15 protein-coding genes are annotated in these 22,373 nt (G+C 75.8%); 13 read left to right on the forward strand and 2 right to left on the reverse strand.

What is annotated here, in order from left to right:
* Positions 1-129 precede the first annotated feature (129 nt).
* From ABT160_RS14445 to ABT160_RS14490, 10 genes are all read left to right on the forward strand, one after another.
* Positions 130-3,534 (forward strand): ATP-binding protein, encoded by a 3,405-nt coding sequence (locus ABT160_RS14445; protein ID WP_351647362.1) that lies wholly within the window; start codon positions 130-132, stop codon positions 3,532-3,534.
* Between the two features lie 97 nt (positions 3,535-3,631).
* The gene (locus ABT160_RS14450; protein WP_351647364.1) at positions 3,632-4,381 is read left to right on the forward strand and encodes an SDR family NAD(P)-dependent oxidoreductase; all 750 of its coding nucleotides are present in this window, start codon (positions 3,632-3,634) and stop codon (positions 4,379-4,381) included.
* A gap of 104 nt (positions 4,382-4,485) precedes the next feature.
* Positions 4,486-4,686: a hypothetical protein gene (locus ABT160_RS14455; protein ID WP_351647365.1), complete on the forward strand. Its 201-nt coding sequence runs from the start codon at positions 4,486-4,488 to the stop codon at positions 4,684-4,686.
* A gap of 165 nt (positions 4,687-4,851) precedes the next feature.
* Entirely contained in the window at positions 4,852-6,030 is a 1,179-nt protein-coding gene (locus ABT160_RS14460) for an acyl-CoA dehydrogenase family protein (RefSeq protein ID WP_351647366.1), read from the forward strand.
* Position 6,031: 1 nt separating this feature from the next.
* A complete protein-coding gene (locus ABT160_RS14465) occupies positions 6,032-6,967 on the forward strand; it encodes an oxygenase MpaB family protein (RefSeq protein WP_351647368.1) in 936 nt (311 codons plus the stop codon).
* Entirely contained in the window at positions 6,949-9,171 is a 2,223-nt protein-coding gene (locus ABT160_RS14470; RefSeq protein WP_351647370.1) for a serine/threonine-protein kinase, read from the forward strand. Before ABT160_RS14465 ends, ABT160_RS14470 begins: the two co-directional genes overlap by 19 nt.
* A gap of 61 nt (positions 9,172-9,232) precedes the next feature.
* Positions 9,233-10,795, forward strand: coding sequence for a phytoene desaturase family protein (locus tag ABT160_RS14475; protein ID WP_351647371.1), 1,563 nt, complete (start codon positions 9,233-9,235; stop codon positions 10,793-10,795).
* A gap of 16 nt (positions 10,796-10,811) precedes the next feature.
* Positions 10,812-11,150 (forward strand): hypothetical protein, encoded by a 339-nt coding sequence (locus tag ABT160_RS14480; RefSeq protein ID WP_351647373.1) that lies wholly within the window; start codon positions 10,812-10,814, stop codon positions 11,148-11,150.
* 112 nt (positions 11,151-11,262) lie between these two features.
* Entirely contained in the window at positions 11,263-12,240 is a 978-nt protein-coding gene (locus tag ABT160_RS14485; protein WP_351647374.1) for a LysR family transcriptional regulator, read from the forward strand.
* A 139-nt stretch (positions 12,241-12,379) separates the two neighbouring features.
* On the forward strand, positions 12,380-13,735 hold the full coding sequence (locus ABT160_RS14490; RefSeq protein ID WP_351647375.1) for a carbohydrate-binding protein: 1,356 nt from the start codon (positions 12,380-12,382) through the stop codon (positions 13,733-13,735).
* 193 nt (positions 13,736-13,928) lie between these two features.
* Here ABT160_RS14490 and ABT160_RS14495 read toward each other — a convergent pair whose 3' ends face one another.
* A complete protein-coding gene (locus ABT160_RS14495) occupies positions 13,929-15,713 on the reverse strand; it encodes a serine hydrolase domain-containing protein (RefSeq protein ID WP_351647377.1) in 1,785 nt (594 codons plus the stop codon).
* A gap of 181 nt (positions 15,714-15,894) precedes the next feature.
* Here ABT160_RS14495 and ABT160_RS14500 point away from each other — a divergent pair, with 181 nt between their 5' ends.
* The 3 genes from ABT160_RS14500 to ABT160_RS14510 all read left to right on the forward strand — a co-directional run bounded on the left by ABT160_RS14500 (position 15,895) and on the right by ABT160_RS14510 (position 19,724).
* Positions 15,895-17,004, forward strand: a complete 1,110-nt coding sequence (locus tag ABT160_RS14500) for an NAD(P)H-dependent flavin oxidoreductase (RefSeq protein ID WP_351647378.1) — start codon at positions 15,895-15,897, stop codon at positions 17,002-17,004.
* A complete protein-coding gene (locus ABT160_RS14505; RefSeq protein ID WP_351647380.1) occupies positions 17,001-18,551 on the forward strand; it encodes an acyl-CoA synthetase in 1,551 nt (516 codons plus the stop codon). Before ABT160_RS14500 ends, ABT160_RS14505 begins: the two co-directional genes overlap by 4 nt.
* A 72-nt stretch (positions 18,552-18,623) precedes the next feature.
* Positions 18,624-19,724 (forward strand): calcium:cation antiporter, encoded by a 1,101-nt coding sequence (locus tag ABT160_RS14510; RefSeq protein WP_351647382.1) that lies wholly within the window; start codon positions 18,624-18,626, stop codon positions 19,722-19,724.
* Positions 19,725-19,765: 41 nt separating this feature from the next.
* Here ABT160_RS14510 and ABT160_RS14515 read toward each other — a convergent pair whose 3' ends face one another.
* On the reverse strand, positions 19,766-22,186 hold the full coding sequence (locus ABT160_RS14515) for a penicillin acylase family protein (RefSeq protein WP_502984224.1): 2,421 nt from the start codon (positions 22,184-22,186) through the stop codon (positions 19,766-19,768).
* Positions 22,187-22,373: the final 187 nt, after the last annotated feature.

The raw sequence follows: 22,373 nt of genomic DNA on the forward strand, positions 1-22,373 counted from the left end.
GTCCGGGGGTCGGGGCGGTCCTGACGTGACAGCCCTGACCCGGCCCTGACCCGGTCCCGTCCGGGAGCCGGGTGGTCCTCGACCAGGCCCGCGGCCTCGGTGGCGCGGGGCTTCGGGAAGAATGTCCGCGTGACCCTCCGCTACCGCATCCTCGGCCCCACCCGGGCCCACCACCCCGACGGCGGCGAGGCACACCTCAAGGGCCCCCGCCTGCGCGCCCTGCTCACCGCCCTGGCCGCCGAGGCCGCGTCCGGCGCCGCCGAGCCCCGCTTCGTCCCCGCCGGTGCGCTGGCCGCCCACGTCTGGACGGAGCACGACACCCCGCCCGCCGACGAACCCGCCGCCCTCCAGGCCCTGGTCGGCCGCCTGCGCCGGGCCCTCGGCAAGGACGCCGTCACCTCCGCCCCCGGCGGCTACCGGCTCGCCGCCGGCCGCGAGGACGTCGACCTCTTCCGCTTCGAGCGCCTCGCGGGCGAGGGAGCCGCCGCGCTCGACGGGGGCGACGCCCGCACCGCCGCCCGGCTCCTCGACGAGGCACTGTCCCTGTGGCGGGGACCGGCCCTCGCCGACCTGCCGGGCCGCGACGGCGACCCGCTCGTGGTGCGGATGGAGCGCCGCCGCGCCGGGACCCGCCGCGACCGCCTGGCCGCCGAGGTCGCCCTCGGCCGCCCCGGGGCCGCGCTGGCCGGACTCGACGGACTGGCCGGACTCGACGCGCTGGCCGCCGCCGAGCCCCTGGACGAGCCGCTCCAGGCCCTGCGCATCCGGGCGCTGCGGGCGGCCGGACGCCGGGCCGAGGCGCTGCGGGCGTACGAGGAGGTGCGCACCCGGCTCGCCGAGGCCCTCGGCACGGACCCTGGGGAGGAACTCCGCTCGCTGCACGCCCAGTTGCTCCAGCGGGAACCGGACCGCACCCCGGACGCGCTTCCCGTACCCCCGCCGCGCACCCCGCCCCGCGCCACCAACCTCCGGGACCGGCTCACCTCCTTCATCGGCCGCGATCCCGAACTCGCGCTCCTGGCGGAGGATCTGACCACCCGTCGCCTGGTGACGCTGCTCGGCCCGGGCGGAGTGGGCAAGACCCGCCTGGCCGTGGAGGCGGCCGAAGCGGCGACGACGCGCCCCGCCGCGGCCCCGGCCCCGGCCGCCGTGCCCTTCCCCGACGGCGTCTGGGTGGCCGAACTGGCCCCCGTGCGCGGCCCGTCGGACGCGGCGGAAGCCGTGCTCACCGCCCTGGGCGGGCGCGAGGCGCTGCGCTGGGGCGCCACCGACGGGACCCCCAGGGCGCCGCTGGAGCAGCTGGTCGAGCACTGCGCGCCGCGCCGGCTGCTCCTGGTTCTGGACAACTGCGAACACCTCCTGGACGCCGCCGCGACCCTGGCGGAGACGGTGCTGACCCGCTGCCCCGGGGTGACGGTCCTCGCCACGAGCCGCGAACCCCTCGGCGTACCGGGCGAGTTCACCCGCACCCTGGAGCCGCTGCCGGACCCGCTCGCGCTGCGGCTGCTCGCCGACCGGGGAGGCTCCGCGCGCCCCGGCTTCACCCCCTGCCAGGACCCCGAGGCGTGCGCGGAGATCTGCCGCCGCCTGGACGGCCTGCCGCTGGCGATCGAACTGGCCGCCGCCCGCCTGCGGGCCCTCACCCCGCGCCAGATCGCCGACCGCCTCGACGACCGCTTCCGGCTACTGGCCGGCGGCAGCCGCACCGCCCTGCCGCGCCAGCAGACCCTGCGCGCGGTCGTCGACTGGTCCTGGGAGCTGCTCGACGAGGACGAGCGCGCGGTCCTGCGGCGCCTGTCGGTCTTCTCCGGCGGTTGCGGCCCCGAGGAGCTGCGGCAGGTCTGCGCGGACCCGGCGCCCGACGGGGCGGCCCCGCTCGACGGGGCGGCGGTCCTCGACGTCCTGGTGCGCCTGGTGGACAAGTCCCTGGTGACGGCGGTCCCCTCGGCGGAGACCGGGATGCGCTACGGCCTGCTGGAGACGATCGCCGAGTACGCGGCGGAGCACCTGGAGCGGGCGGGGGAGCGCCGGGCGACGGCCGGCCGCCACCTCGTCGCCTACCGGGAGTTCGCCCGCACCGCCGACCTGCTGCTGCGCGGGCCGGGACAGGGCTTCTGGCTGCGGCGGTTCGAGGCCGAGCACGACAACCTGCGGGCCGCGTTCCGCTCCGCCGCCGAGCTGGGCGAGGAACAGGAGGCGCTCTGCCTGGCGCTGTCGGCGGGCTGGTTCTGGCAGCTCCTCGGCCACCAGTCGGACGCCCGGGCGGGCACGGAGACGGCGGCCTCCCTGGGCCCCGACCCGTTCGCCCCGCCGCTGCGCCGGGCCACCCCGCTGGTGCCGCGCTGCACGGACACCGCGCCGCCCTGGCCCGAGGAGGTGCTGTGGGAGGCGCGCCGCGGCGTGCGGATGCAGCTGCTGGCCAGCCAGGGCGGCGAGGGCGCGACGGCCCTGACGGACCCGGGGACGCGGGCGCGGCTCGAGGCGATCGTGGAGGCGTACCGCCCGGGCATGCCGCAGAACACCCGGCAGCCCGGGATCATGTGGTACTTCGCGCTCCTGATGACGGGGGAGCACGCCTCGCTGGCGCAGACCCTGGACCGGGCCGCGCGGGACTGCCGGGCCCACCACCGGGGCTGGGACCTGGCGTTCACGCTCTTCCTGCGGGGCCGCCTGCTGGGCGGCGGCCCGGGGGACGTCGACGAGGCGCTGGCCCTGTTCGAGGAGGCCGGGGACCCCTGGGGCGTCGCGGAGGCGTACGCGGCGCGCGGCGAGGCGAACGAGGCGGCCGGCCACTACCGGCGGGCCGCGCGGGACTTCCGGCGGGCGATGGAGACGGCGGAGGGGATCGGGGCGCACTCCCAGGTCCCGGTCTTCAAGGCGCGGCTGGCGTCGGTGCGGCTGGCGACGGCGGGGACGGACGAGGAGCGGGCGGCGGCGGAGCGCCTGCTGGCCGAGGCGGCGCGGGAGGCGTCCCACTACAACGTGGAGGCGGTGAGCACGGCGCGGCTGCTGCTGGCGCAGCACTACGGCATGACGTCCCGCACGGACCGGGCGCGCGAGCAACTGCACGCCACGGAACGGGACTTCGCCCGTGAGACCCCGGGCCTCTTCACGGGCCTGGTGGCGGGGATGCACGCCTGGCTGGACTGCCTGGAGGAGGACTGGACCGGGGCGGCCCGGCGCCTGGGCACGGCGCTGGTCCAACTGGAGTCGCTGGCCTACCTGGTGGCCCCGTACCTGATCGTCGGCCAGCTCCCGCTGGCGGCCTGGACGGCGGCCCGCACCGGCGGCCCCGCGCGGGGCGCCGCCCTCCTCGGCGCCCACGACGCCGAGACCGCCCGCCCGGGGGGCTGGGGCTTCCGCCCGAACGTGCCGGGCTACGAGGCGGGGATCCGGGCGCGCGCGGAGCGCGAGGTGCGCGGTTCCCTCACGGAGCGGGAGTACGCGAGCGCGTACGAGGAGGGCCGCCGGCTGTCGCTGCGGGATGCGGCGGCCCTGGCCCGGGCGGAGCCGGACCCGGGGGCGGATGGCTGACCCGGGCCCGACGGGGCCGGCTGACCCGAACCGACACGGCGCCCGGGCGGTGTCGCGGCGGCCCGGGAATCGGGCATGGCGGACGTACCGTACGCGCATGAGCGAGTTCACGGGCAGGACGGCACTGGTCACCGGGGCGGCCTCCGGCATCGGCAGGGCCGTGGCGTCCCGGCTGGCCTCCGCCGGGGCGAGCGTCGTGGTGGCCGACGTGAGCGGGCCGGGAGCGCGGGAGGCGGCCGGGGAGCTGGCCGACCAGGGGTGGCGGGCCAGCGCCGTCGTCGTGGACGTCACCGACCCGGCGTCCGTGGAGCGCGCCGTCCGGCACGCCGTCGACACCTACGGCGCCCTGCACCTCGCCGTCAACAACGCGGGCATCGGCGGCCCCAGCCTGCCCACCGGCGAGTACGACGTCGAGGACTTCAAACGGGTCCTGGACACCAATCTGACCGGCGTCTTCTACTCGCTGCGCTACGAGCTGCCCGCGATCGTCGCCGCGGGCGGCGGCGCGGTCGTCAACATGGCCTCGATCCTGTCCGCCCGCGGCTTCGCCGGCTCGGCCGCGTACGTCGCCGCCAAGCACGGCGTGCTGGGCCTGACCCGTACCGCCGCGCTGGAGTACGCGCCCCGCGGGGTGCGCGTCAACGCGGTCGGGCCCGGGTTCGTCGACACGCCGCTGCTGGGCGACGCCGACCGGGGGGTCCGCGACTACCTGGTCTCCCTGCACCCCGCCGGGCGCCTGGGCACCGCCGCGGAGGTCGCCGAGCTGACGGCCTTCCTGCTCTCGGACCGGGCCTCGTTCGTGCACGGCAGCTACCACCTCGTCGACGGCGGGTACGCGGCACGGTGAGGGGCGGGGCGCGCGCCGCAGCGGATGCGGGGGCGCGCGGGCCGCCGGAGAATGAGGAGGTCCCCAGGACCGGCGCGCACCGCGCGCACCAGCGAGGAGGGCCCATGACCCAGCCCGACAACGGCTTCGGCGACGACTCCGTGACCCCCGACAGCAGGCTGCACACCGGGTCGGAGGGCGAGGTGAGCGCCGAGGACCTGGTGCTCGCCTCCGGCCGCGACGTCACCCCCGAGAACCTCGCCTGGGCCGAGCGCCGCATCGCCGAGAAGGGGCCCCGCGCCGCGCTCGACGAGCTGCTCCCCTGAGACCGGGCGGCCCGGCCCGGCCGTAACGCGCTCGTACCGCGCTCGTACCGCGCTCGTACCGCGCTCGATCCCCGTCCGTACCCCGCCCGTCCGTACCCCTTCCGGATTCCTGCAACAGGTTCTACTCTTGCGCCCGCCGTCGACGCCGCGAGCAACGGAGGGGCCGTGCACCTCGAATACACGCCTGAGCAGCAGCAGTTGCGCGCCGAACTGCGCGCGTACTTCGCGGAGCTGGTCCCCGACAACGCGTACGCGCGCTACTCCGACCCCGCGTCCCAGAAGCGCTTCTACCGCGAGACGATCCGCCGGCTCGGTGCCGACGGCTGGCTCGGCGTGGGCTGGCCCGAGGAGTACGGCGGGCGCGGCCTGTCCCCGATGGAGCAGTTCATCTTCTTCGACGAGGCCGCCCAGGCGAACGTGCCGCTGCCGCTGATGGCGCTGAACACCGTCGGGCCCACCCTGATGCGGTTCGGCACCGACGAGCAGAAGGCCTTCTTCCTGCCCGGGATCCTCTCCGGCGAGCTCGACTTCGCGATCGGCTACAGCGAGCCCGACGCGGGCACCGACCTCGCGGCGCTCAAGACCCGCGCCGTGCTCGACGGCGACGAGTACGTCGTCAACGGGCAGAAGATCTGGACCACCAACGGCGACACCGCCGACTGGGTCTGGCTCGCCGTGCGCACCGACCCGGCCGCCCCGCCGCACAAGGGCATCACCATGCTCCTGGTCCCCACCGCCGACCCCGGCTACTCCTGCACCCTGATCAACACCCTCGCCTCGCACGACACCACCGCCAGCTACTACGAGGACGTCCGGGTTCCGGTCTCCCGCCGCGTCGGCGAGGAGAACCAGGGCTGGCGGCTGATCACCAACCAGCTCAACCACGAGCGGGTCACCCTCGCCGCGCACGGCACCATGGCCATCCGCGCCCTGCACGACGTGCAGCGCTGGGCGAGCGACACCAAGCTGGCCGACGGACGCCGCGTCATCGACCTCGGCTGGGTGCGCAAGCGGCTCGCCATGACGCACACCCGGCTCGACGCGATGAAGCTGCTCAACTGGCAGATGGTGAACGCCGTCCAGACCGGCACGCTCACCCCGCAGGACGCCTCCGCCGTCAAGGTGTACGGCTCCGAGGCGCGCCGCGACGCCTACGCCTGGCTGATGGAGGTCGTCGCCGCGGCAGGCCCGCTCAAGGAGGGCTCCGCGGGCACCGTCCTCCACGGCGAGCTGGAGCGCGGCTACCGCTCGGCGGTCATCTTCACCTTCGGCGGCGGCAACAACGAGATCCAGCGCGAGATCATCTCCTGGATCGGCCTGGGGATGCCGCGGGTACGACGGTGACATGACCACCGGACACCGCACGGACCCGCCCGCCACCGGGGCGGACGCCGCCCCCGACCCCGGGATCTTCGGACCCGGCTCGGTCACCTGGAACTGCCACGGCGACCCGGTGATGTGGATCGCCGGGGTGCGGGCCCTGTACCTCCAGGCCCTGCACCCCGTCGCGGTGCGCGGCGTGATGATCAACAGCGACTTCCGCAAGGACGCCTGGGGACGGCTGCTGCGCACCGCGGGCTTCGTGGGCACGCTGACGTACGGCACGACCGAGGCGGCCGAGAAGGCCGGGGCCCGGGTGCGGCGCATCCACCGGCTGCTCGGCGTCGACGACCCCGAACTGCTGCGGTGGGTGCACTGCGCCGAGACCGACTCCTACGTCAGCGTCCTGCGGCGCTCAGGCTTCCCGATGGACGACGCGGCCGCCGACGCCTACGTCGACGAGCACCGCCGCAGCGCCCGGCTGGTCGGCCTCCCGGTGGCCGACGTGCCCGCCAGCACCGCCGAACTCGCCGAGTACTTCCGGCAGATGGAGCCGGAGCTGGAGGCGGGCCGGGACGCGCGCGAGGTCGACGCCTTCCTGCGCCGCCCGCCCGTCCCCCCGCTCCTGGTGCCCGCCCGCGCACTCCTGTGGCGGCACGTCTCCGCGCTCGCCTACCAGGCGCTGCCCGGCTTCGCCCACGCGCTGTACGGACGCCCGGTGCCGGACGCGGACACCGTCACGTACCGGCTCACCGCGACCGCCAACCTGCTGCGCACCATCCCCTCCAGGCTCCGCTGGCAACTCCCGCCCGGGCACATCCTGGGCGCCGTGGCCAGACTGGGGCCCGACGCGCGGCCCGCCCCGTACAAACTGGACCGGGGCACGGCCATACTGGACGGTCCGGGGAGGGCGCACACGAGCGACGGGGGCGAGCGCGCGCGATGGGGGACACCAGGCTGATCCAGGGCCGCTACCGGCTGCTCGAACTCATCGGGCGCGGCGGCATGGGCGAGGTGTGGCGGGCGGTCGACGAGTCGCTGGGGCGGCGCGTCGCCGTCAAGTGCCTCAAGCCGCTGGGCCGGCAGCCGCAGGAGGAGTCCTTCGTGCGGGTGCTGCGCGAGCGCTTCCGGCGCGAGGCCCGGGTCGCCGCCTCGCTCCAGCACCGGGGCGTCACGGTCGTGCACGACTTCGGCGAGTACGACGGGGTGCTCTACCTCGTGATGGAACTGCTCGAAGGGCGCAACCTCAGCCAGATCCTGGAGGACAACCAGGGCGACCCGCTGCCGGTCCCCGACGTCGTGGAGATCGCCGAACAGGTCGCCGACGCCCTCGGCTACACCCATGAACAGGGCATCGTCCACCGCGACCTGAAGCCCGCCAACATCATGCGGCTCACCGACGGCTCGGTGAAGATCTGCGACTTCGGCATCGCCCGCCTCGGCCACGACATCGGCTTCACCTCGCGCCTGACCGGCACCGGCATCGCCATGGGCACCCCGCACTACATGTCGCCCGAGCAGATCGGCGGCACCCACGTCGACCACCGCAGCGACCTGTACTCGCTGGGCTGCGTGCTGTACGAGATCGCCACCGGCGTCCCGCCGTTCGAGTTCGACGACGCCTGGGCCGTGCTCGTCGGCCACCGCGACACCCCGCCCGAGCCGCTGCGCACCCACCGCTCCGACCTGCCCGCCTACCTGGAGCGCGTCGTCCTCGACCTGCTCGCCAAGACCCCCGAGGACCGCCCGTCCGACGCCAAGGAGCTGCGCCGCAGGATCGCCGCCGCCCGCCCGGGCCCGGGCGCGCCGCTGTACGCCCCGACGGTGCGCACCGAGGCGCCCGGGCGCCGGCTGCCGTCCTGGACCCGTGGGATGACCACCGGCCGCAAGGCCGCCGGAGCGCTCGGGCGCCCCACGCCGTACGACCCCAGCGCGGGGCTGACCGGCGAGTGGACCACCGCGACCGACGTGCCCGCGCCGGGCCCGCGCGCCGAACGTCCCACCCCCTCGCCGGAGTTGCTGTCGGCCCTGGCCGGCCGGCACAACGCGGGGCTGAGCCTGGGACGGCTCGGGCGCTGGGAGGAGGCCGGCGAGGTGCACCGGGCCGTGGCCGCCGAGCGCGAGCACGCGCTGGGGCCCGACCACCCCGACACCCTCGCCAGCCGCTACGAGGTCGGCTTCACGCTGGCGCGCACCGGCCGGGCCGCCGACGCGCTGCGAGAGTTCGGCCGGGTCGCCGAGGGCTGGGTGCGCACCCTGGGCTCCGACCACCCCGACACACTGGCCGCCCGGCAGGAGACGGCGTACGTACTGGGCCGGCTCGGGCGGCACTTCGAGGCGCACCAGGTGTACGCCGCCGTGCTCGCCGCCCGTGAGCGCACCGCGGGACCCGACCACCCCGACACCCTGCGCTGCCGCCACAACCTCGCCTTCAACCTCTCCCGGCTCGGCCGCCTGGAGGAGTCGTACCGGATGGCCCGCGAGGTCGCCGACGCCCGCACCCGGCTGCTCGGCCCCGACCACCCCGACACCCTGGTCACCCGCTACGAGGTCGCCTACACCCTGGGCCAGCTGGGCCGCTGGACGGACGCCCTGGGGACCTACCGCGAGGTCGCCGACGCGCGCGCCCGCGAGCTGGGCCCCGACCACCGCGACACCCTGGCCGCCCGCTACGAGGTGGGCATCAGCCTGGGCCGCCTAGGCCGCAGCGCCGAGGCCCTGGAGGTGTACCGCGACCTCGTCGACGCCCGCGCCCGGGCGGCCGGCCCGGCGGACCCGGAGACGCTGCGCGCCCGGCACGGCCTCGGCGTCAACCTCGGCCGGCTGGGCCGCTGGGAGGAGGCGCTCGTCGAGTCCCGCGACGTGTGCGCGCTGCGCGAGCGGGTGCTGGGCCCCGACCACCCCGACACCCTGGTCAGCCGCCGCGAGGTCGCCGTCGGGCTCGGCTGGCTCGGGCGCTGGGCCGACGCCCTGGAGGTCTACCGCCAGGTCGCCGCGGCCCGCGAACGGGTCCTGGGCGCGGACCACCCGGACGCCCTGGCCAGCCGCAACGACGAGGCGCACTGCCTGGAGCAGCTCGGGCACCACACGGAGGCGGTGGAGCTCTACCGCAGGGTGGCGGCCCTGCGCGAGGGCGGGACACGAGGAGCGGACCGGGACGGCTGAGCGGGCCGGGGCGTCCGGTGGGGTCTGTGCGGCCCCGCGCCCCGCGTGCTACCAAGAGCCCATGGAGTCCCCCGCGCCCTCGCGCGCCTCGTACGACGCCGTCATCGTGGGCGGCGGGCACAACGGCCTGGTCGCCGCCGCCTACCTGGCCCGCGCCGGGCGCTCCGTGCTGGTCCTTGAGCGGCTGCCGGCCACCGGGGGCGCCGCCGTCTCCACCCGGCCGTTCGCCGGGGTGGAGGCCCGGCTCTCGCGCTACTCCTACCTGGTCTCGCTGCTGCCGGACAAGATCGTGCGCGAGCTGGGGCTGCGGTTCGCCGTGCGGCGGCGGGACGTCTCCTCGTACACCCCCGCCGTGCGCGGCGGACGCCCCACCGGACTCCTGGTGGGCGGCGGCGAGGACCGCACCCGGGCCTCGTTCGAGGCGCTGACCGGGTCCGACCGGGAGTACGAGGCGTGGCGCGGCTTCTACGGGCGCACCGCGCGGGCCGCGCGCCGGATCTTCCCCACCCTCACCGAACCGCTGCCGGCCCGCGCGGAGCTCCGGGCGCGGGTGGACGACGAGGACACCTGGCGGATGCTCTTCGAGGAGCCGGTCGGCGCGGCGGTCGAGGAGCACTTCGCCGACGACCTGGTGCGGGGCGTGGTCCTCACCGACGCGCTGATCGGCACCTTCGCCGACGCCCACGACCCCTCCCTGGTGCAGAACCGCTGCTTCCTCTACCACGTCATCGGCGGCGGCACCGGCGACTGGAACGTCCCGGTCGGCGGCATGGGCGCGCTGACCGACGCCCTCGCCGACGCCGCCCGCGCCGCCGGGGCCGAGTTCGCCACCGGCCACGAGGCCACCGCCGTCGCGACGGACGGCGAGCGGGCCGAGGTGTCCTTCCGCACGGACGCGGGGGAGGGGACCGTCGGGGCCCGGCACGTCCTGGTCGGCGCCTCCCCGCAGGCGCTCGCCGCGCTGCTGGGGGAGGCGGACCCGGAGCCCGCCGAGGGGGCCCAGCTGAAGGTCAACATGCTGCTCACCCGGCTGCCGCGGCTGCGCGACACGTCCGTGGACCCGCGCGAGGCGTTCGCCGGGACGTTCCACGTCGCCGAGGGGTACGAGCAGCTGGCCACCGCCCACCGGGAGGCCGCCGCCGGGCGGCTGCCCGGCGCGCCGCCCAGCGAGATCTACTGCCACTCCCTGACCGACCCGAGCATCCTCGGCGCCGACCTCGCGGCCCGCGGCCACCAGACGCTCACCCTCTTCGGCCTGCACGCCCCGGCGCGGCTGTTCGCGCGGGACAACGACGCGGCCCGCGCCGCCCTGCTCGACGCCACCCTGGCCGAGCTGGACGCGCACCTGGCCGAGCCGCTCGCCGACTGCCTGGCCACCGACGCCGACGGGCGGCCCTGCATCGAGGCCAAGACCCCGCTGGACCTGGAGCGCGAGCTGCGGCTGCCCGGCGGGCACATCTTCCACCGCGACCTGTCCTTCCCGTACGCGGAGGAGGGCGGCGGGCGCTGGGGCGTGGCGACGCGCCACGCCAACGTGCTGCTGTGCGGGGCGGGCGCGGTGCGCGGCGGGGGAGTGAGCGGGGTGCCCGGGCACAACGCGGCGATGGCGGTCCTGGGCCGCTGACGGCAGGATGGGGTCCATGACTCACCGGCGTGCGTCCGCGCTCGACGCCCACGGCTCCCAGTGGTCCCTGTGGTCCAAGGACTCGATCCTGTCCATCGGCTCGGCCGGCTCCATCCTGTCCGTCGGGTCCGTGGGCTCGGTGCTCTCCGTGGGCTCGGTCGGCTCCGCCCTGTCGGCCGGGTCCATCGGCTCGGCCCTGTCCGCCCTCTCGATCGGCTCCTGGCTCAGCACCGGTTCGATGTTCAGCGCGGGTTCGTGCTGGGCGGTGCTGTCGGTGAAGTCGCGCGGCGGCACCCTGGCGGTGGGCGCGGCCGGGGCCGCGCTGGCGCTGCTCGCGTACCACCGCAGGAGCTGAACTCCCTTACGGCTGAGGCCGGTTCCGGGCGCGAGGCCTATTACCACAGCCGGTTCAACAGGTCTGGACCAGAGTATTGCCGCCGTGCGAACGGCGCTCCAAGCTCGACCGTATGGACCTGGAACTTCGGCACCTGAGAACGATCCGCGCGATCGCGGACGCCGGCAGTCTCACCAAGGCGGCCACCGCGCTCGGCCTGGCCCAGCCCGCGCTGAGCGCCCAGCTCAAACGCATCGAACGCACCCTGGGCGGAGCGCTCTTCGAGCGCGGACGCAGCGGCGTGCGCGCCACCGCCCTGGGCGAGATGGTGCTCGACCGGGCCCGGATCGTCCTGCCCGCGGTGTCCGAACTCCAGCAGCAGGCCGTCCAGTTCGCCCGGACGGGCCGCGGCGGCTGGCGCGACCTGCGGCTGGCCGGCAGCCACGGCGCCCCGCTCGGCGGACTGCTCGACCGGCTCGCCGCCGACCACCCCGGCACCCGCGTCACCACCCTCACCTCCTGGTCCGAGCGCGAACTGGCCGCCACCGTCGCCGAGGGCCGCCTCGACTTCGCCCTGGTCGGCACCTGCGGCGCGGCCACGCCCCCGGAGAGCGGCCGGGTGGAGTGGCGCGAGGTCTCCGACGACCCGGTGCTCGCCATGGTCGCCGCCGGACACCCGCTGGCCGGGCGCTCCGAGGTGGCGCTGACCGACCTGGCGGGCGCGGCCTGGGCCGCCGTGCCGGGCGACGGGTGCTTCGCCGACTGCGTCACCGCCGCCTGCGCCCAGGCCGGGTGCGCGCCGGGCCGGCTGTACGAGACGGACGCCGGGTCCTGCGTCCACCTGGTGCGGGTCGGGCGCGCGGTCGGCTTCTGCCGGGCCACCTTCCCCGGCGCCGAGGGCGTCGCGGTCCGGCCGCTCGCCGGGTCGCCGCTGAGCTGGCGGCAGTGGCTCGGCTGGTCGCCCGCGGGAGCGGCGGCGGAGATCGCGCCCACCGTGCTCGCCCGGGCGCGCGAGGCGCACGCCGAGGCCCGGCGGCACGGCGTCGGCATGCTGCACCCCGCGCACGGCGGCGCCGGGGTGCTCCATAACGCGATGCAGGGGGCCGACTGACATCTTCTGGGCGGCGCCCCGGCGTCCCTAGGGTTTCGGAGCGGAGAAGTCCGCACCACCGCGGCGGTACGCACCCCCACTGCGCCGGCCGCACCGCGCGTCCGAGACCCAGGATCCAGGAACCCAGGAGAACTCCCCCATGTTCCGCAGACACGCCAGAGCCGTGTGTACCGCGCTCGCCGCCGCGGGCGCACTCGCACTCTCCTCCGTGCCGAACTCCGCCACCGCCGCGGCCCCCACCGCGGCCGACACCCTCGCCGTCCACCGCGCCTCCCCCGAGCTGCTCCGGGCCATGCGGCGCGACCTGGGCCTGACCCCCGCCCAGGCGGAGCGCCGTCTCGTCAACGAGGCCGGGGCGGGAGCCGTCGCGGGCCGCCTGCGGCTCGGCCTGGGGGACGCCTTCGCGGGCGCCTGGGTCTCGGGCGCCGACTCCGCGCGCCTGACCGTCGCCACCACGGACGCGGCGGGCGCGCGCACCATCGAGGCCGCCGGCGCGAAGGCGGCCGTGGTGGGCCGCACCCTCGCCGAACTCGACGCCGTCAAGGCGGATCTCGACCGGGCCGCCACGCCCGCGCGCACCGCCGACGCGCCCGTCTGGTACGTCGACGTCGCCGCCAACACGGTGGTCGTGCAGGCGGTGGAGGCCGGTGCGGGCCGGGCGTTCGTGCGCGCCGCGGGACTGTCGCCGTCGTCGGTGCGGATCGCCGTGTCGGCCGAACGGCCCCGCACGCTCTACGACCTGAGGGGAGGCGACGCGTACTACATGAACGGCAGCGGGCGCTGCTCGATCGGCTTCCCGGTCACCCGGGGCACCCAGCAGGGCTTCGCCACGGCCGGTCACTGCGGCACCGCGGGCACCAGCACCAGCGGCTACAACCAGGTGGCCCAGGGCTCCTTCCAGGGCTCGACCTTCCCCGGCAACGACATCGCCTGGGTGGCCGTCAACTCCAGCTGGACCGCCACCCCTTACGTCAAGGGCTCGGGCGGCCAGAACGTCCAGGTCGCCGGGTCCACCCAGGCCCCGGTCGGCTCGTCGGTGTGCCGCTCGGGCTCCACCACCGGCTGGCACTGCGGCACCATCCAGCAGCACAACACCTCGGTGACCTATCCGCAGGGCACGGTCAGCGGCGTCACCCGGACCTCGGTGTGCGCCGAACCGGGCGACTCCGGCGGCTCGTTCATCTCCGGCAGCCAGGCCCAGGGCGTCACCTCGGGGGGCTCGGGCAACTGCTCCTCCGGCGGGACCACGTTCTACCAGCCGGTCAACCCGCTGCTGAGCGCGTACGGCCTGACGCTGAAGACCACCACCGACCCGGGCCCCGGGCCCGGCCCGGGTGACCCGGGCGAGCCCGGCGGCACCTGGGCGGCGGGCACCGTCTACGCGGTGGGCGCCACGGTCACCTACGGCGGCGCGAGCTACCGCTGCCTCCAGGGCCACCAGGCCCAGACGGGCTGGGAGCCGCCCAACGTACCGGCTCTCTGGCAGCGCGTCTGAGCGTTGGTGTGGGGAGAGGCGGGTCCGGGCGGTTCCGCAGACCGCCGTCCGGGCCCGCCTCGTTGGCGCCGCCCCCCGAACGACCGGACACCCCCGCACGGGCCGGTTCGCGGGGCGGCGCCCGCCGCAGGGGCCCCGCGCACCGTCCCCGCGCGGGGCCCCTCCCGGGTCCCGCCGCACCCGTGCGCGGGCCTCAGTCCCGCGACCGCGTCCACCCCGCCGCCGTGATCCGCCGTGCGTCCCCGGGCCGCTCCTCGTCGAAGAGCACCCGCGCCCCCTCGCGCACCCGCAGCCCGGTCGCGTACACCCCGCGTCCCGCGTACGGCCCGCCGTTCGCGTACCGCCAGCGCAGCCGCACCCGTCGGCCGCGCCACGCGCCGAGCCCGGCGGCGACCCGGTGCCAGGCGCGCCCGGACCAGCCCGCCGCGGAGCCGTCCGGGTGCTCGGTGGCCCGCCCTCCGGGGCGTACGGAGGTGAAGGGCACCGGCGCCCAGGTGGCGCCCGCGTCGGCCGACGCCTCCAGGAACACCGCCTCCGCGTCCGGCGCGGTGTCCCACCACAGGTCGCACTCCAGCCGCGCCCCGTCCCCGTGCGGGTCGAGCCCGGGCAGCGTCAGGGTGGCGGCGGCGCTCCCGGCCGTGCCCGCGAACCAGGCGGCGCCTCCCCGGGGCGGGCGCACCGGCACCGCGCGGGCCAGGGCGTTCGCCGCGGCGACGCGCGGCGCGGAGCCGGAGCGCCAGGTGCGCACGGGGTGCACCGAGTTGGCGAGCACCACCAGGAACGAGTCCGTGGTCGGGTCGACGACGAGGCCGGTGCCTGTGAAGCCGGTGTGGCCCGCGGTGCGGGGCGTGGCCATCGCGCCCATGTACCAGTGCTGGTGGAGCTCGAAGCCCAGGCCGTGCGCGTGGCCGGGGAAGGCGGTGTTGACGTCGGTGAACACCAGCTCCACCGACTCCGGCCGCAGGATCCTGGCGCGGCCGTGCGCCCCGCCGTCCAGCAGGGTGCGGGCGAGCACCGCGAGGTCCCAGGCGTCGGAGAAGACGCCCGCGTGCCCGGCCACCCCGCCCAGGGCGTAGGCGTTCTCGTCGTGCACCTCGCCCCGCACCGGGCCGCGCTCCAGGCCCGACCAGGGGGCGCGGCAGTCCTCGGTGGCGGCGATGCCCGGCCGCCAGGAGGCGGGCGGGGCGTAGCGGGTGCGGCGCATGCCGAGCGGTCCGGTGACCTCCTCGTGCAGCAGGACGTCCAGGGTCCGTCCGGTGACCTTCTCCAGGACCAGCTGGAGGGTGATCAGGTTGAGGTCGGAGTAGAGGTACGCGGTACCGGGCGGACTCAACGGCGCCTCGTTGCAGAGGAGTCGCAGCCGTCCCTCCCGGGTGGGCTCGCGGTACAGCGCGAGCCAGGAGCGCAACCCCGAGGTGTGGGTGAGGAGGTGATGGATCGTCATGTCCTGCTTCCCGGCCGCGGCGAAGCCGGGGAGGTGGGCGGCGACCCGGTCGCGCGGGCGCAGGGCGCCGCGCTCGATCTGCTGCACGGCCAGGATCGCGGTGAACAGCTTGGAGACGGAGGCCAGGTCGAAGACGGTGTCCCGGGTCATCGCCACCCTGCGGTCCGCGGGGAGCTCCACCCCGGAGTCCGTCCGCTCGTCGTAGTGGGAGTAGCGCAGCGCGTGGCCGACGGGGTGGTGCAGGGCCACCGTGGAGCCCCGGCCCGCGAGCAGCACCGCGCCCGCGCACCACGGGTGGCGGGGGGAGGGTCCGAGGAACGCGGAGAAGTCCTCGACCAGCCGGTCCAGGTGGTGCCCGAGCAGCCCGGCCTCCTCGGGGGTGCCGTGCCGCAGCGGCGGGCGGGCCCGCCCGCCGTCGTCGGCCATGGCGCCCCGTGGAGCCGTTCCGGTCACCAGCGCTCCTCCCAGGGCCAGGGCCCTGCTGCCCAGTTGGCGCCGGGTCGGTCCCGCACCGGCTGTCGCGTCCTCGGTCATCCCGGCCTCCCCGGTGGACCCCCGCGGTCCCGTGCGCACCGCGTGGAACCTTCCTACCAGGGCGGGGGCGGTCGGCGGCGGCGCGGCGGCCGGGGAGGAGCGGGGGAGGTGCCGGAAAGAATCTGACGCAGCATCAGAAAATCTCTTCCCTCGTCCGGCGCCCTGCGGCATCCTGCGCCCCATGGAGACGGAGCTGAGCAAGTCCCTGGGCATCCGGCACGCCCTCTTCGGCTTCACGCCGTTCCCGGCGGTGGCCGCGGCGATCACCAGGGCGGGCGGCTTCGGCGTCCTCGGCGCCGTCCGCTACACCGCCCCCGACGACCTCGCCCGCGACCTGGACTGGATGCAGGAGCACACCGACGGACTGCCCTACGGGCTCGACGTGGTGATGCCCGCCAGGAAGGTCGAGGGCGTCAGCGAGGCCGACGTCGAGGCGATGATCCCCGAGGGCCACCGCGCGTTCGTCCGCGACACCCTCGCCAAGCACGGCGTGCCCGCGCTGGCCGAGGGGGAGGCCTCCGGCTGGCGCATCACCGGCTGGATGGAGGAGGTCGCCCGCAGCCAGCTCGACGTCGCCTTCGACTACCCGATCAAGCTGCTGGCCAACGCGCTCGGCTCGCCGCCCGCCGACGTCGTCGAGCGCGCCCACGCCCACGGCGTCAAGGTCGCCGCCCTGGCCGGCAGCGCCCGGCACGCCCGCCACCACGCCGACGCGGGCATCGACATCGTCGTCGCCCAGGGCTACGAGGCGGGCGGCCACACCGGCGAGATCGCGTCCATGGTCCTCACCCCCGAGGTCGTCGAGGCCGTCGACCCGCTGCCCGTGCTCGCCGCCGGCGGCATCGGCAGCGGCGCGCAGGTCGCCGCCGGGCTCGCGCTGGGCGCCCAGGGCGTCTGGCTCGGCTCCCTCTGGCTCACCACCACCGAGGCCGACCTGCACTCGCGCGCCCTGACCGCCAAGCTCCTCGCCGCCGGGTCCGGCGACACCGTCCGCTCCCGCGCCCTGACCGGCAAGCCCGCCCGCCAGCTGCGCACCGAGTGGACCGACGCCTGGGACGACCCGGCCGGGCCCGGCACCCTGCCGATGCCGCTGCAGGGACTGCTGGTCGCCGAGGCCGTCTCGCGCATCCAGAAGTACGAGGTCGCCCCGCTGCTCGGCACCCCGGTGGGGCAGATCGTCGGCCGCATGAACTCCGAACGCTCCGTCCAGGAGGTCGTCGACGACCTCACCCGCGGCTTCGAGCGCGCCGTGGACCGGATCAACCGCATCGCCGGAAGGGACCCGTCATGACGCAACCGCCCAACGGCTTCTGGGCCCAGGCCGCCGCCGACCCGGACCGCACCGTCCTGACCGCGCCCGACGGCGAGCCGTGGAGCGCGGGCCGCCTGCACACGGCCGTCAACCAGCTGGTGCACGGGCTGCGCGCGGCGGGCCTGGAGAAGGGCGACGCCTTCGCGGTCGTCCTGCCCAACGGCGTCGAGTTCTTCACCGCCTACCTCGCCGCCTCCCAGGCCGGGTTCTACCTGGTGCCCGTCAACCACCACCTGGTCGGGCCCGAGATCGCCTGGATCGTCGCCGACTCCGGCGCCAAGGTCCTCATCGCCCACGAGCGGTACGCCGACGCGGCCCGGGCCGCCGCCGACGAGGCCGGGCTCCCCGCCACCCACCGCTACGGCGTCGGGACAGCCGAGGGCTTCCGGCCGTACGCCGAACTCCTGGCGGGACAGCCGGGCTCGGCGCCCGAGGAGCGCACCCTCGGCTGGGTCATGAACTACACCTCCGGCACCACCGGGCGCCCCCGCGGCATCCGCCGCCCGCTGTCCGGCAAGCTCCCCGAGGAGAGCTACCTCGGCGGCTTCCTCGGCATCTTCGGCATCAAGCCCTTCGACGGCAACGTCCACCTGGTGTGCTCGCCGCTCTACCACACGGCCGTCCTGCAGTTCGCGGGCGCGGCCCTGCACATCGGGCACCCGGTCGTGCTGATGGACCGCTGGACGCCCGAGGAGATGCTGCGCCTCATCGACGCGCACGCCTGCACCCACACCCACATGGTCCCCACCCAGTTCCACCGGCTGCTCGCGCTGCCCCAGGAGGTCAAGGACCGCTACGACGTCTCCTCCATGCGGCACGCCATCCACGGCGCCGCGCCCTGCCCCGACCACGTCAAGCGCGCCATGATCGAGTGGTGGGGGCGGTGCGTGGAGGAGTACTACGCGGCCAGCGAGGGCGGCGGTGCCTTCGCCACCGCCGAGGACTGGCTGAAGAAGCCCGGCACCGTGGGGAAGGCCTGGCCCATCAGCGAACTGGCCGTCTACGACGACGACGGCAACCCGCTGCCGCCCGGCGAGCTCGGCACCGTCTACATGAAGATGAGCACCGGAGGCTTCAGCTACCACAAGGACGAGGCCAAGACCCGCAAGAACCGGATCGGCGACTTCTTCACCGTCGGCGACCTCGGCGTCCTGGACGAGGACGGCTACCTCTTCCTGCGCGACCGCAAGATCGACATGATCATCTCCGGTGGCGTCAACATCTACCCCGCCGAGATCGAGTCCGCCCTGCTCACCCACCCCGCCGTCGCCGACGCCGCCGCCTTCGGCATCCCGCACGCCGACTGGGGCGAGGAGGTCAAGGCCGTCGTGGAGGCGGCCGACGGGGAGGAGCCGGGACCCGAGCTCGCGGCGGCCATCCTGGCCCACTGCGAGCAGCGCCTCGCCGGCTACAAGCGGCCCAAGAGCGTGGACTTCATCGAGACCATGCCGCGCGACCCCAACGGCAAGCTCTACAAGCGCCGGCTGCGCGAGCCCTACTGGGAGGGCCACGAACGGGCGCTCTGACGGCGCCGCCCGGCGGCCCGTTCGGCCCAGCAGTGCGCGCGGCCCGCGCGCACTGCTGGCAGCGTGGCCCCCATGAGCGCGGGTACGGCGGGGCCGATGAGGCAGTGGACCACCTGGGTGCCCGTCGCGGCGCTGGTCGCGCTGGTACTGGCCTGGGGCCGGGACCTCCCCGGCTTCGCGGTCGCCGTGATCGGCGCGGCCCTGATCGGCGCGGTCCTCTCGGCCGTGCACCACGCCGAGGTCATCGCCCACCGGGTCGGCGAGCCCTTCGGCTCCCTGGTCCTCGCGGTCGCCGTCACGGTCATCGAGGTCGGCCTGATCGTGACGCTGATGGCGGGCGGCGGCGACAAGGCGTCCACGTACGCCCGCGACACCGTCTTCGCCGCGGTCATGATCACCTGCAACGGCATCGTCGGCCTCGCCCTGCTGGTCGGCGCGCTGCGCAACCGCGTCGCCGTCTTCAACGCCGAGGGCTCCGGCGGCGCCCTGGCCACCGTCTGCACGCTCGCCACCATGACCCTGGTGCTGCCGACCTTCACCACGACCAACCCCGGCCCGTCCTTCACCGGCGCCCAGCTGGCCTTCGCCGCCGTCGCCTCGCTCTGCCTGTGGGGCCTGTTCGTCGGCGTGCAGACCGTGCGCCACCGCGACTACTTCCTGCCGGTGCGCCGCGAGCGCGGGCGCAGCGACCCCGACGAGCACGCGCCGCCGCCCACCGCCCGCGCGACCTGGTTCAGCGTGGGCCTGCTGCTCGCCGCGCTCGTCGCGGTGGTCGGCAACGCCAAACTGGTGTCGCCGACCATCGAGTCGGCCGTCAAGGACGCGGGCCTGCCCAACTCCGTCGTCGGCGTGATCATCGCGCTGATGGTGCTCGCGCCCGAGACCCTCGCCGCCGTGCGGGCCGCCCGCGACGACCGGATGCAGACCAGCCTCAACCTCGCGTACGGCTCCGCCATCGCCAGCATCGGCCTGACCGTCCCGGCCATCGCGCTCGCCTCGATCTGGCTGTCCGGGCCGCTGGTGCTGGGGGAGGACGCCACCCACATGGTGCTGCTCGCCCTGACCGCCGTGGTCAGCGCGCTGACCGTGGTGCCGGGGCGGGCCACCCTGCTGCAGGGCGGCGTCCACCTGTCGCTGTTCGCGGCGTTCGTGTTCCTGTCGTTCAGCCCGTGAGCCGGTCCACTTCGTCCAGGCCGTGAACGCCGTGCGGCGCCTCACCCCCTGACGTACACCACCTTCAGCCGCGGCGAGCGCAGGATGTCCCGCTCGCAGAACCGCGAGGTCACCATCCGCCCGGCCGAGAACAGCGCCGTCTGGTCGGAGTAGTGCGCCGAGCGGGGGTTGGACGACTGGGAGTACGTGAGCAGGGTGCGGGCCACCGGGCAGCGCCCGCCGTCCCAGCCGACCGCCTGGATGTGGCTGGAGCCGTGCACCACGTCGGTGTAGCCGCCGCCCGCGGGGTTCCAGGTGGCCTCCACCTTGTTCCACACCCCCAGCGCCTCGGTGCCCCCGCCGACCGGGACGCGCTCGCCGTTGCGCGTGACGAACTGGTGCGCCCCCAGCGGCGCGTCGGGCGCGATGCCCGCCGCGCGCAGCTCGGACACCGCCGTGCGCAGCGCCGCGGCGAAGCCCGGCGCGTCGGTGTTCAGGGTGTTCGGGGTGCGGACCGGGTCGGCGGCCGAGAACGGCACCTTCCACAGCTGCGCGGCCGGTACGGCCGTCGTCAGGGCGCGCCAGAACCGGTCGAAGAGCAGGGCCCCGCGGCTGCCGGTGCGCATCGTGCGGTCCCAGCCGGCCAGCGCGGCGCAGGCCGCCGGCTCGTCCGGCAGCGCCGCCGGGCAGGCCCGGGCCACGTCCGCCGCCGCCCAGGTGCCCACCGGCGCCCGGTCGGTGAACTGCTGCGCCTGGAGGTCGGCCACGGTGAGGCCGCCGCGCGCGGCCATCGCCGAGACGTCCTCGACGGCGCCGCGGGTCCGGGCCGAGCGGGCGGTGCCCTCCGGGCCGAAGATCCGCTGGAAGCCGGTCAGCGGGTGATCGGCGTTGGCCAGCCAGTGGCTGTCGTTGGAGTTCTCGGCGTACGGGGCGTCCTTCAGGACCGGCCAGCGCGACGGGCCGAACACCCCCGGCTCCACCGCGTCCGGGTCCGACCCCAGGGCGCAGTCCGCGCGCGAGCCGTCCAGGACGGCCACGCCGGACGCCGGGTAGGTCGCCCGGCCCAGCGGGGTCGAGCAGCGCGCGGCCAGCTCGTTCGTGATCCGCGGCAGCACCTGCCCCTGCACGAACAGCGAGTGCCCCGAGGAGTCGGCGGCCACGGTGTTCACCCAGGGCAGGCCCTGGGTGCGCCGGAGGCCGGCCAGGACGTCCTCGGTCGAGCGGGCCTTGCCGTAGGCGAGGGCGGTGTCCGAGCCGCGCATGTTGGTGGCGTTGGGGTCGTTCAGCGCGTACGCCGTCGTGGCCGTCCAGGGCAGCGGCAGCTGGGCGCCCAGGCCCGTCACCACCGGCCCGTACCGCGTCCACCACTGGGTACGGGTGACCGGCGGGCCGTCCTTGGTCTCCACCGTCACCGTGCGCCGGGTCATCCGCTCCGGCCGGCCGTCGACCAGGTAGGCGGTCGGGTCCGCCGGGTCCAGGGCCAGCTGGTGCAGGTTGAGCGTGACGCCGGTGGCCACGGTGTGGCTCCAGGCGACCTTGTCGTTGAAGCCGATGTTCACGATGGTGGTGCCGAGCAACGAGCCGCCGGAGACGTTGAGTTCGCCGGGGATCGTCTGCTGCGACTGCCAGAAGCGGCGCCCGCCCTGCCACGGGTAGTGCGGGTTGCCGAGCAGCAGCCCGCGGCCGTCGGCGGTGGCGGCGCCGCTGAAGGCGACCGCGTTGGAGCCCATGTCGGCGTCCGCCTGGTCGAACAGCTCCCGGGCCGCCTCGGCGGCGCGGCCCGGCCGCGGCTGGGCCTGTGCCGGGGCCCCGGCGGCGGGCGGCGCGGCGGCCGCGATGGCGTCCACCGCGCGGCCCTGGCCGCCCAGCACCGACACGGCGAAGCCGCGGCGGGCGACGTCCAGGGCGGTGACCGGGGTGACCCAGCGGGCGCCCGCGCAGGCCGGGTCGGTGACCCGGTTCTGCTTCAGCCAGGCGTTGTAGCCCGCCGCCCAGCCGCGCATCAGGTCCTTGAGGTGGCCGCTCGGACCGGCCGGCGCGGGGCGCGCGAGCAGCTTCTCGACGGTGCCCGCGTCGCGCACCCCCCGGAAGTACAGGTCGCTGGAGAGGTTCCGGGTCGCGGACGACAGCGAGCCGTCCGGGACGCCGTCGGGGCCGAACCAGCGCGAGCGCTCGCCGCGCACGGTCAGGAACCCGTCGGCGAGCGTGCACACCTGGTCGGCCGCCTGCGCCCACCCGGTGCCGAAGCCCAGGTTCGCGTAGTCCTTGGCCACGATGTGCGGGATGCCGTACTCGGTGTAGCGGATCACCGCCGACAGGCCGCCGCCTGACGGGTGGTGGTCGGGGCCGCGCGCGACGGCCGGCGCGGGCAGGGCGAGCGCGGTGGTGGCGAGCACGACGGCGGCGACGACGCCGTGGCGCGTGCGCCCCCGGGCGCGTCGTCGGGCGGGTCGCCGGGTGTGGCTTCGGGTGCGGAAGAACAACGTGTCTCCCAACGCGGGGCTGGGTCTCCCCGGGAGGGGGAGACGGTGGGTGGCTCCGGTGCGTGGACCATGCACGCAGCCCTGTGGGGTGCATGTCAACAGTCGTGCACGACGGGGTTTGTCACGTGTAAGCATCCGGGTGCGCGCCGACGGCGCCCGACGGCGCGCCGGACGCCCGTACGACGGC

Origin of the sequence: Streptomyces sp. NPDC001941 (assembly GCF_040296945.1) — a bacterium.
Lineage (GTDB): Bacteria > Actinomycetota > Actinomycetes > Streptomycetales > Streptomycetaceae > Streptomyces.

Excerpts from the sequence above, each read along its gene's own strand:
- ABT160_RS14450 (WP_351647364.1), top strand. The coding sequence starts at position 3,632 with ATGAGCGAGTTCACGGGCAGGACGGCACTGGTCACCGGGGCGGCCTCC.
- ABT160_RS14455 (WP_351647365.1), top strand. The coding sequence starts at position 4,486 with ATGACCCAGCCCGACAACGGCTTCGGCGACGACTCCGTGACCCCCGAC.
- ABT160_RS14465 (WP_351647368.1), top strand. The coding sequence starts at position 6,032 with ATGACCACCGGACACCGCACGGACCCGCCCGCCACCGGGGCGGACGCC.
- ABT160_RS14470 (WP_351647370.1), top strand. The coding sequence starts at position 6,949 with ATGGGGGACACCAGGCTGATCCAGGGCCGCTACCGGCTGCTCGAACTC.
- ABT160_RS14475 (WP_351647371.1), top strand. The coding sequence starts at position 9,233 with ATGGAGTCCCCCGCGCCCTCGCGCGCCTCGTACGACGCCGTCATCGTG.
- ABT160_RS14480 (WP_351647373.1), top strand. The coding sequence starts at position 10,812 with ATGACTCACCGGCGTGCGTCCGCGCTCGACGCCCACGGCTCCCAGTGG.
- ABT160_RS14485 (WP_351647374.1), top strand. The coding sequence starts at position 11,263 with ATGGACCTGGAACTTCGGCACCTGAGAACGATCCGCGCGATCGCGGAC.
- ABT160_RS14490 (WP_351647375.1), top strand. The coding sequence starts at position 12,380 with ATGTTCCGCAGACACGCCAGAGCCGTGTGTACCGCGCTCGCCGCCGCG.
- ABT160_RS14495 (WP_351647377.1), bottom strand. The coding sequence starts at position 15,713 with ATGACCGAGGACGCGACAGCCGGTGCGGGACCGACCCGGCGCCAACTG.
- ABT160_RS14500 (WP_351647378.1), top strand. The coding sequence starts at position 15,895 with ATGGAGACGGAGCTGAGCAAGTCCCTGGGCATCCGGCACGCCCTCTTC.
- ABT160_RS14505 (WP_351647380.1), top strand. The coding sequence starts at position 17,001 with ATGACGCAACCGCCCAACGGCTTCTGGGCCCAGGCCGCCGCCGACCCG.
- ABT160_RS14510 (WP_351647382.1), top strand. The coding sequence starts at position 18,624 with ATGAGCGCGGGTACGGCGGGGCCGATGAGGCAGTGGACCACCTGGGTG.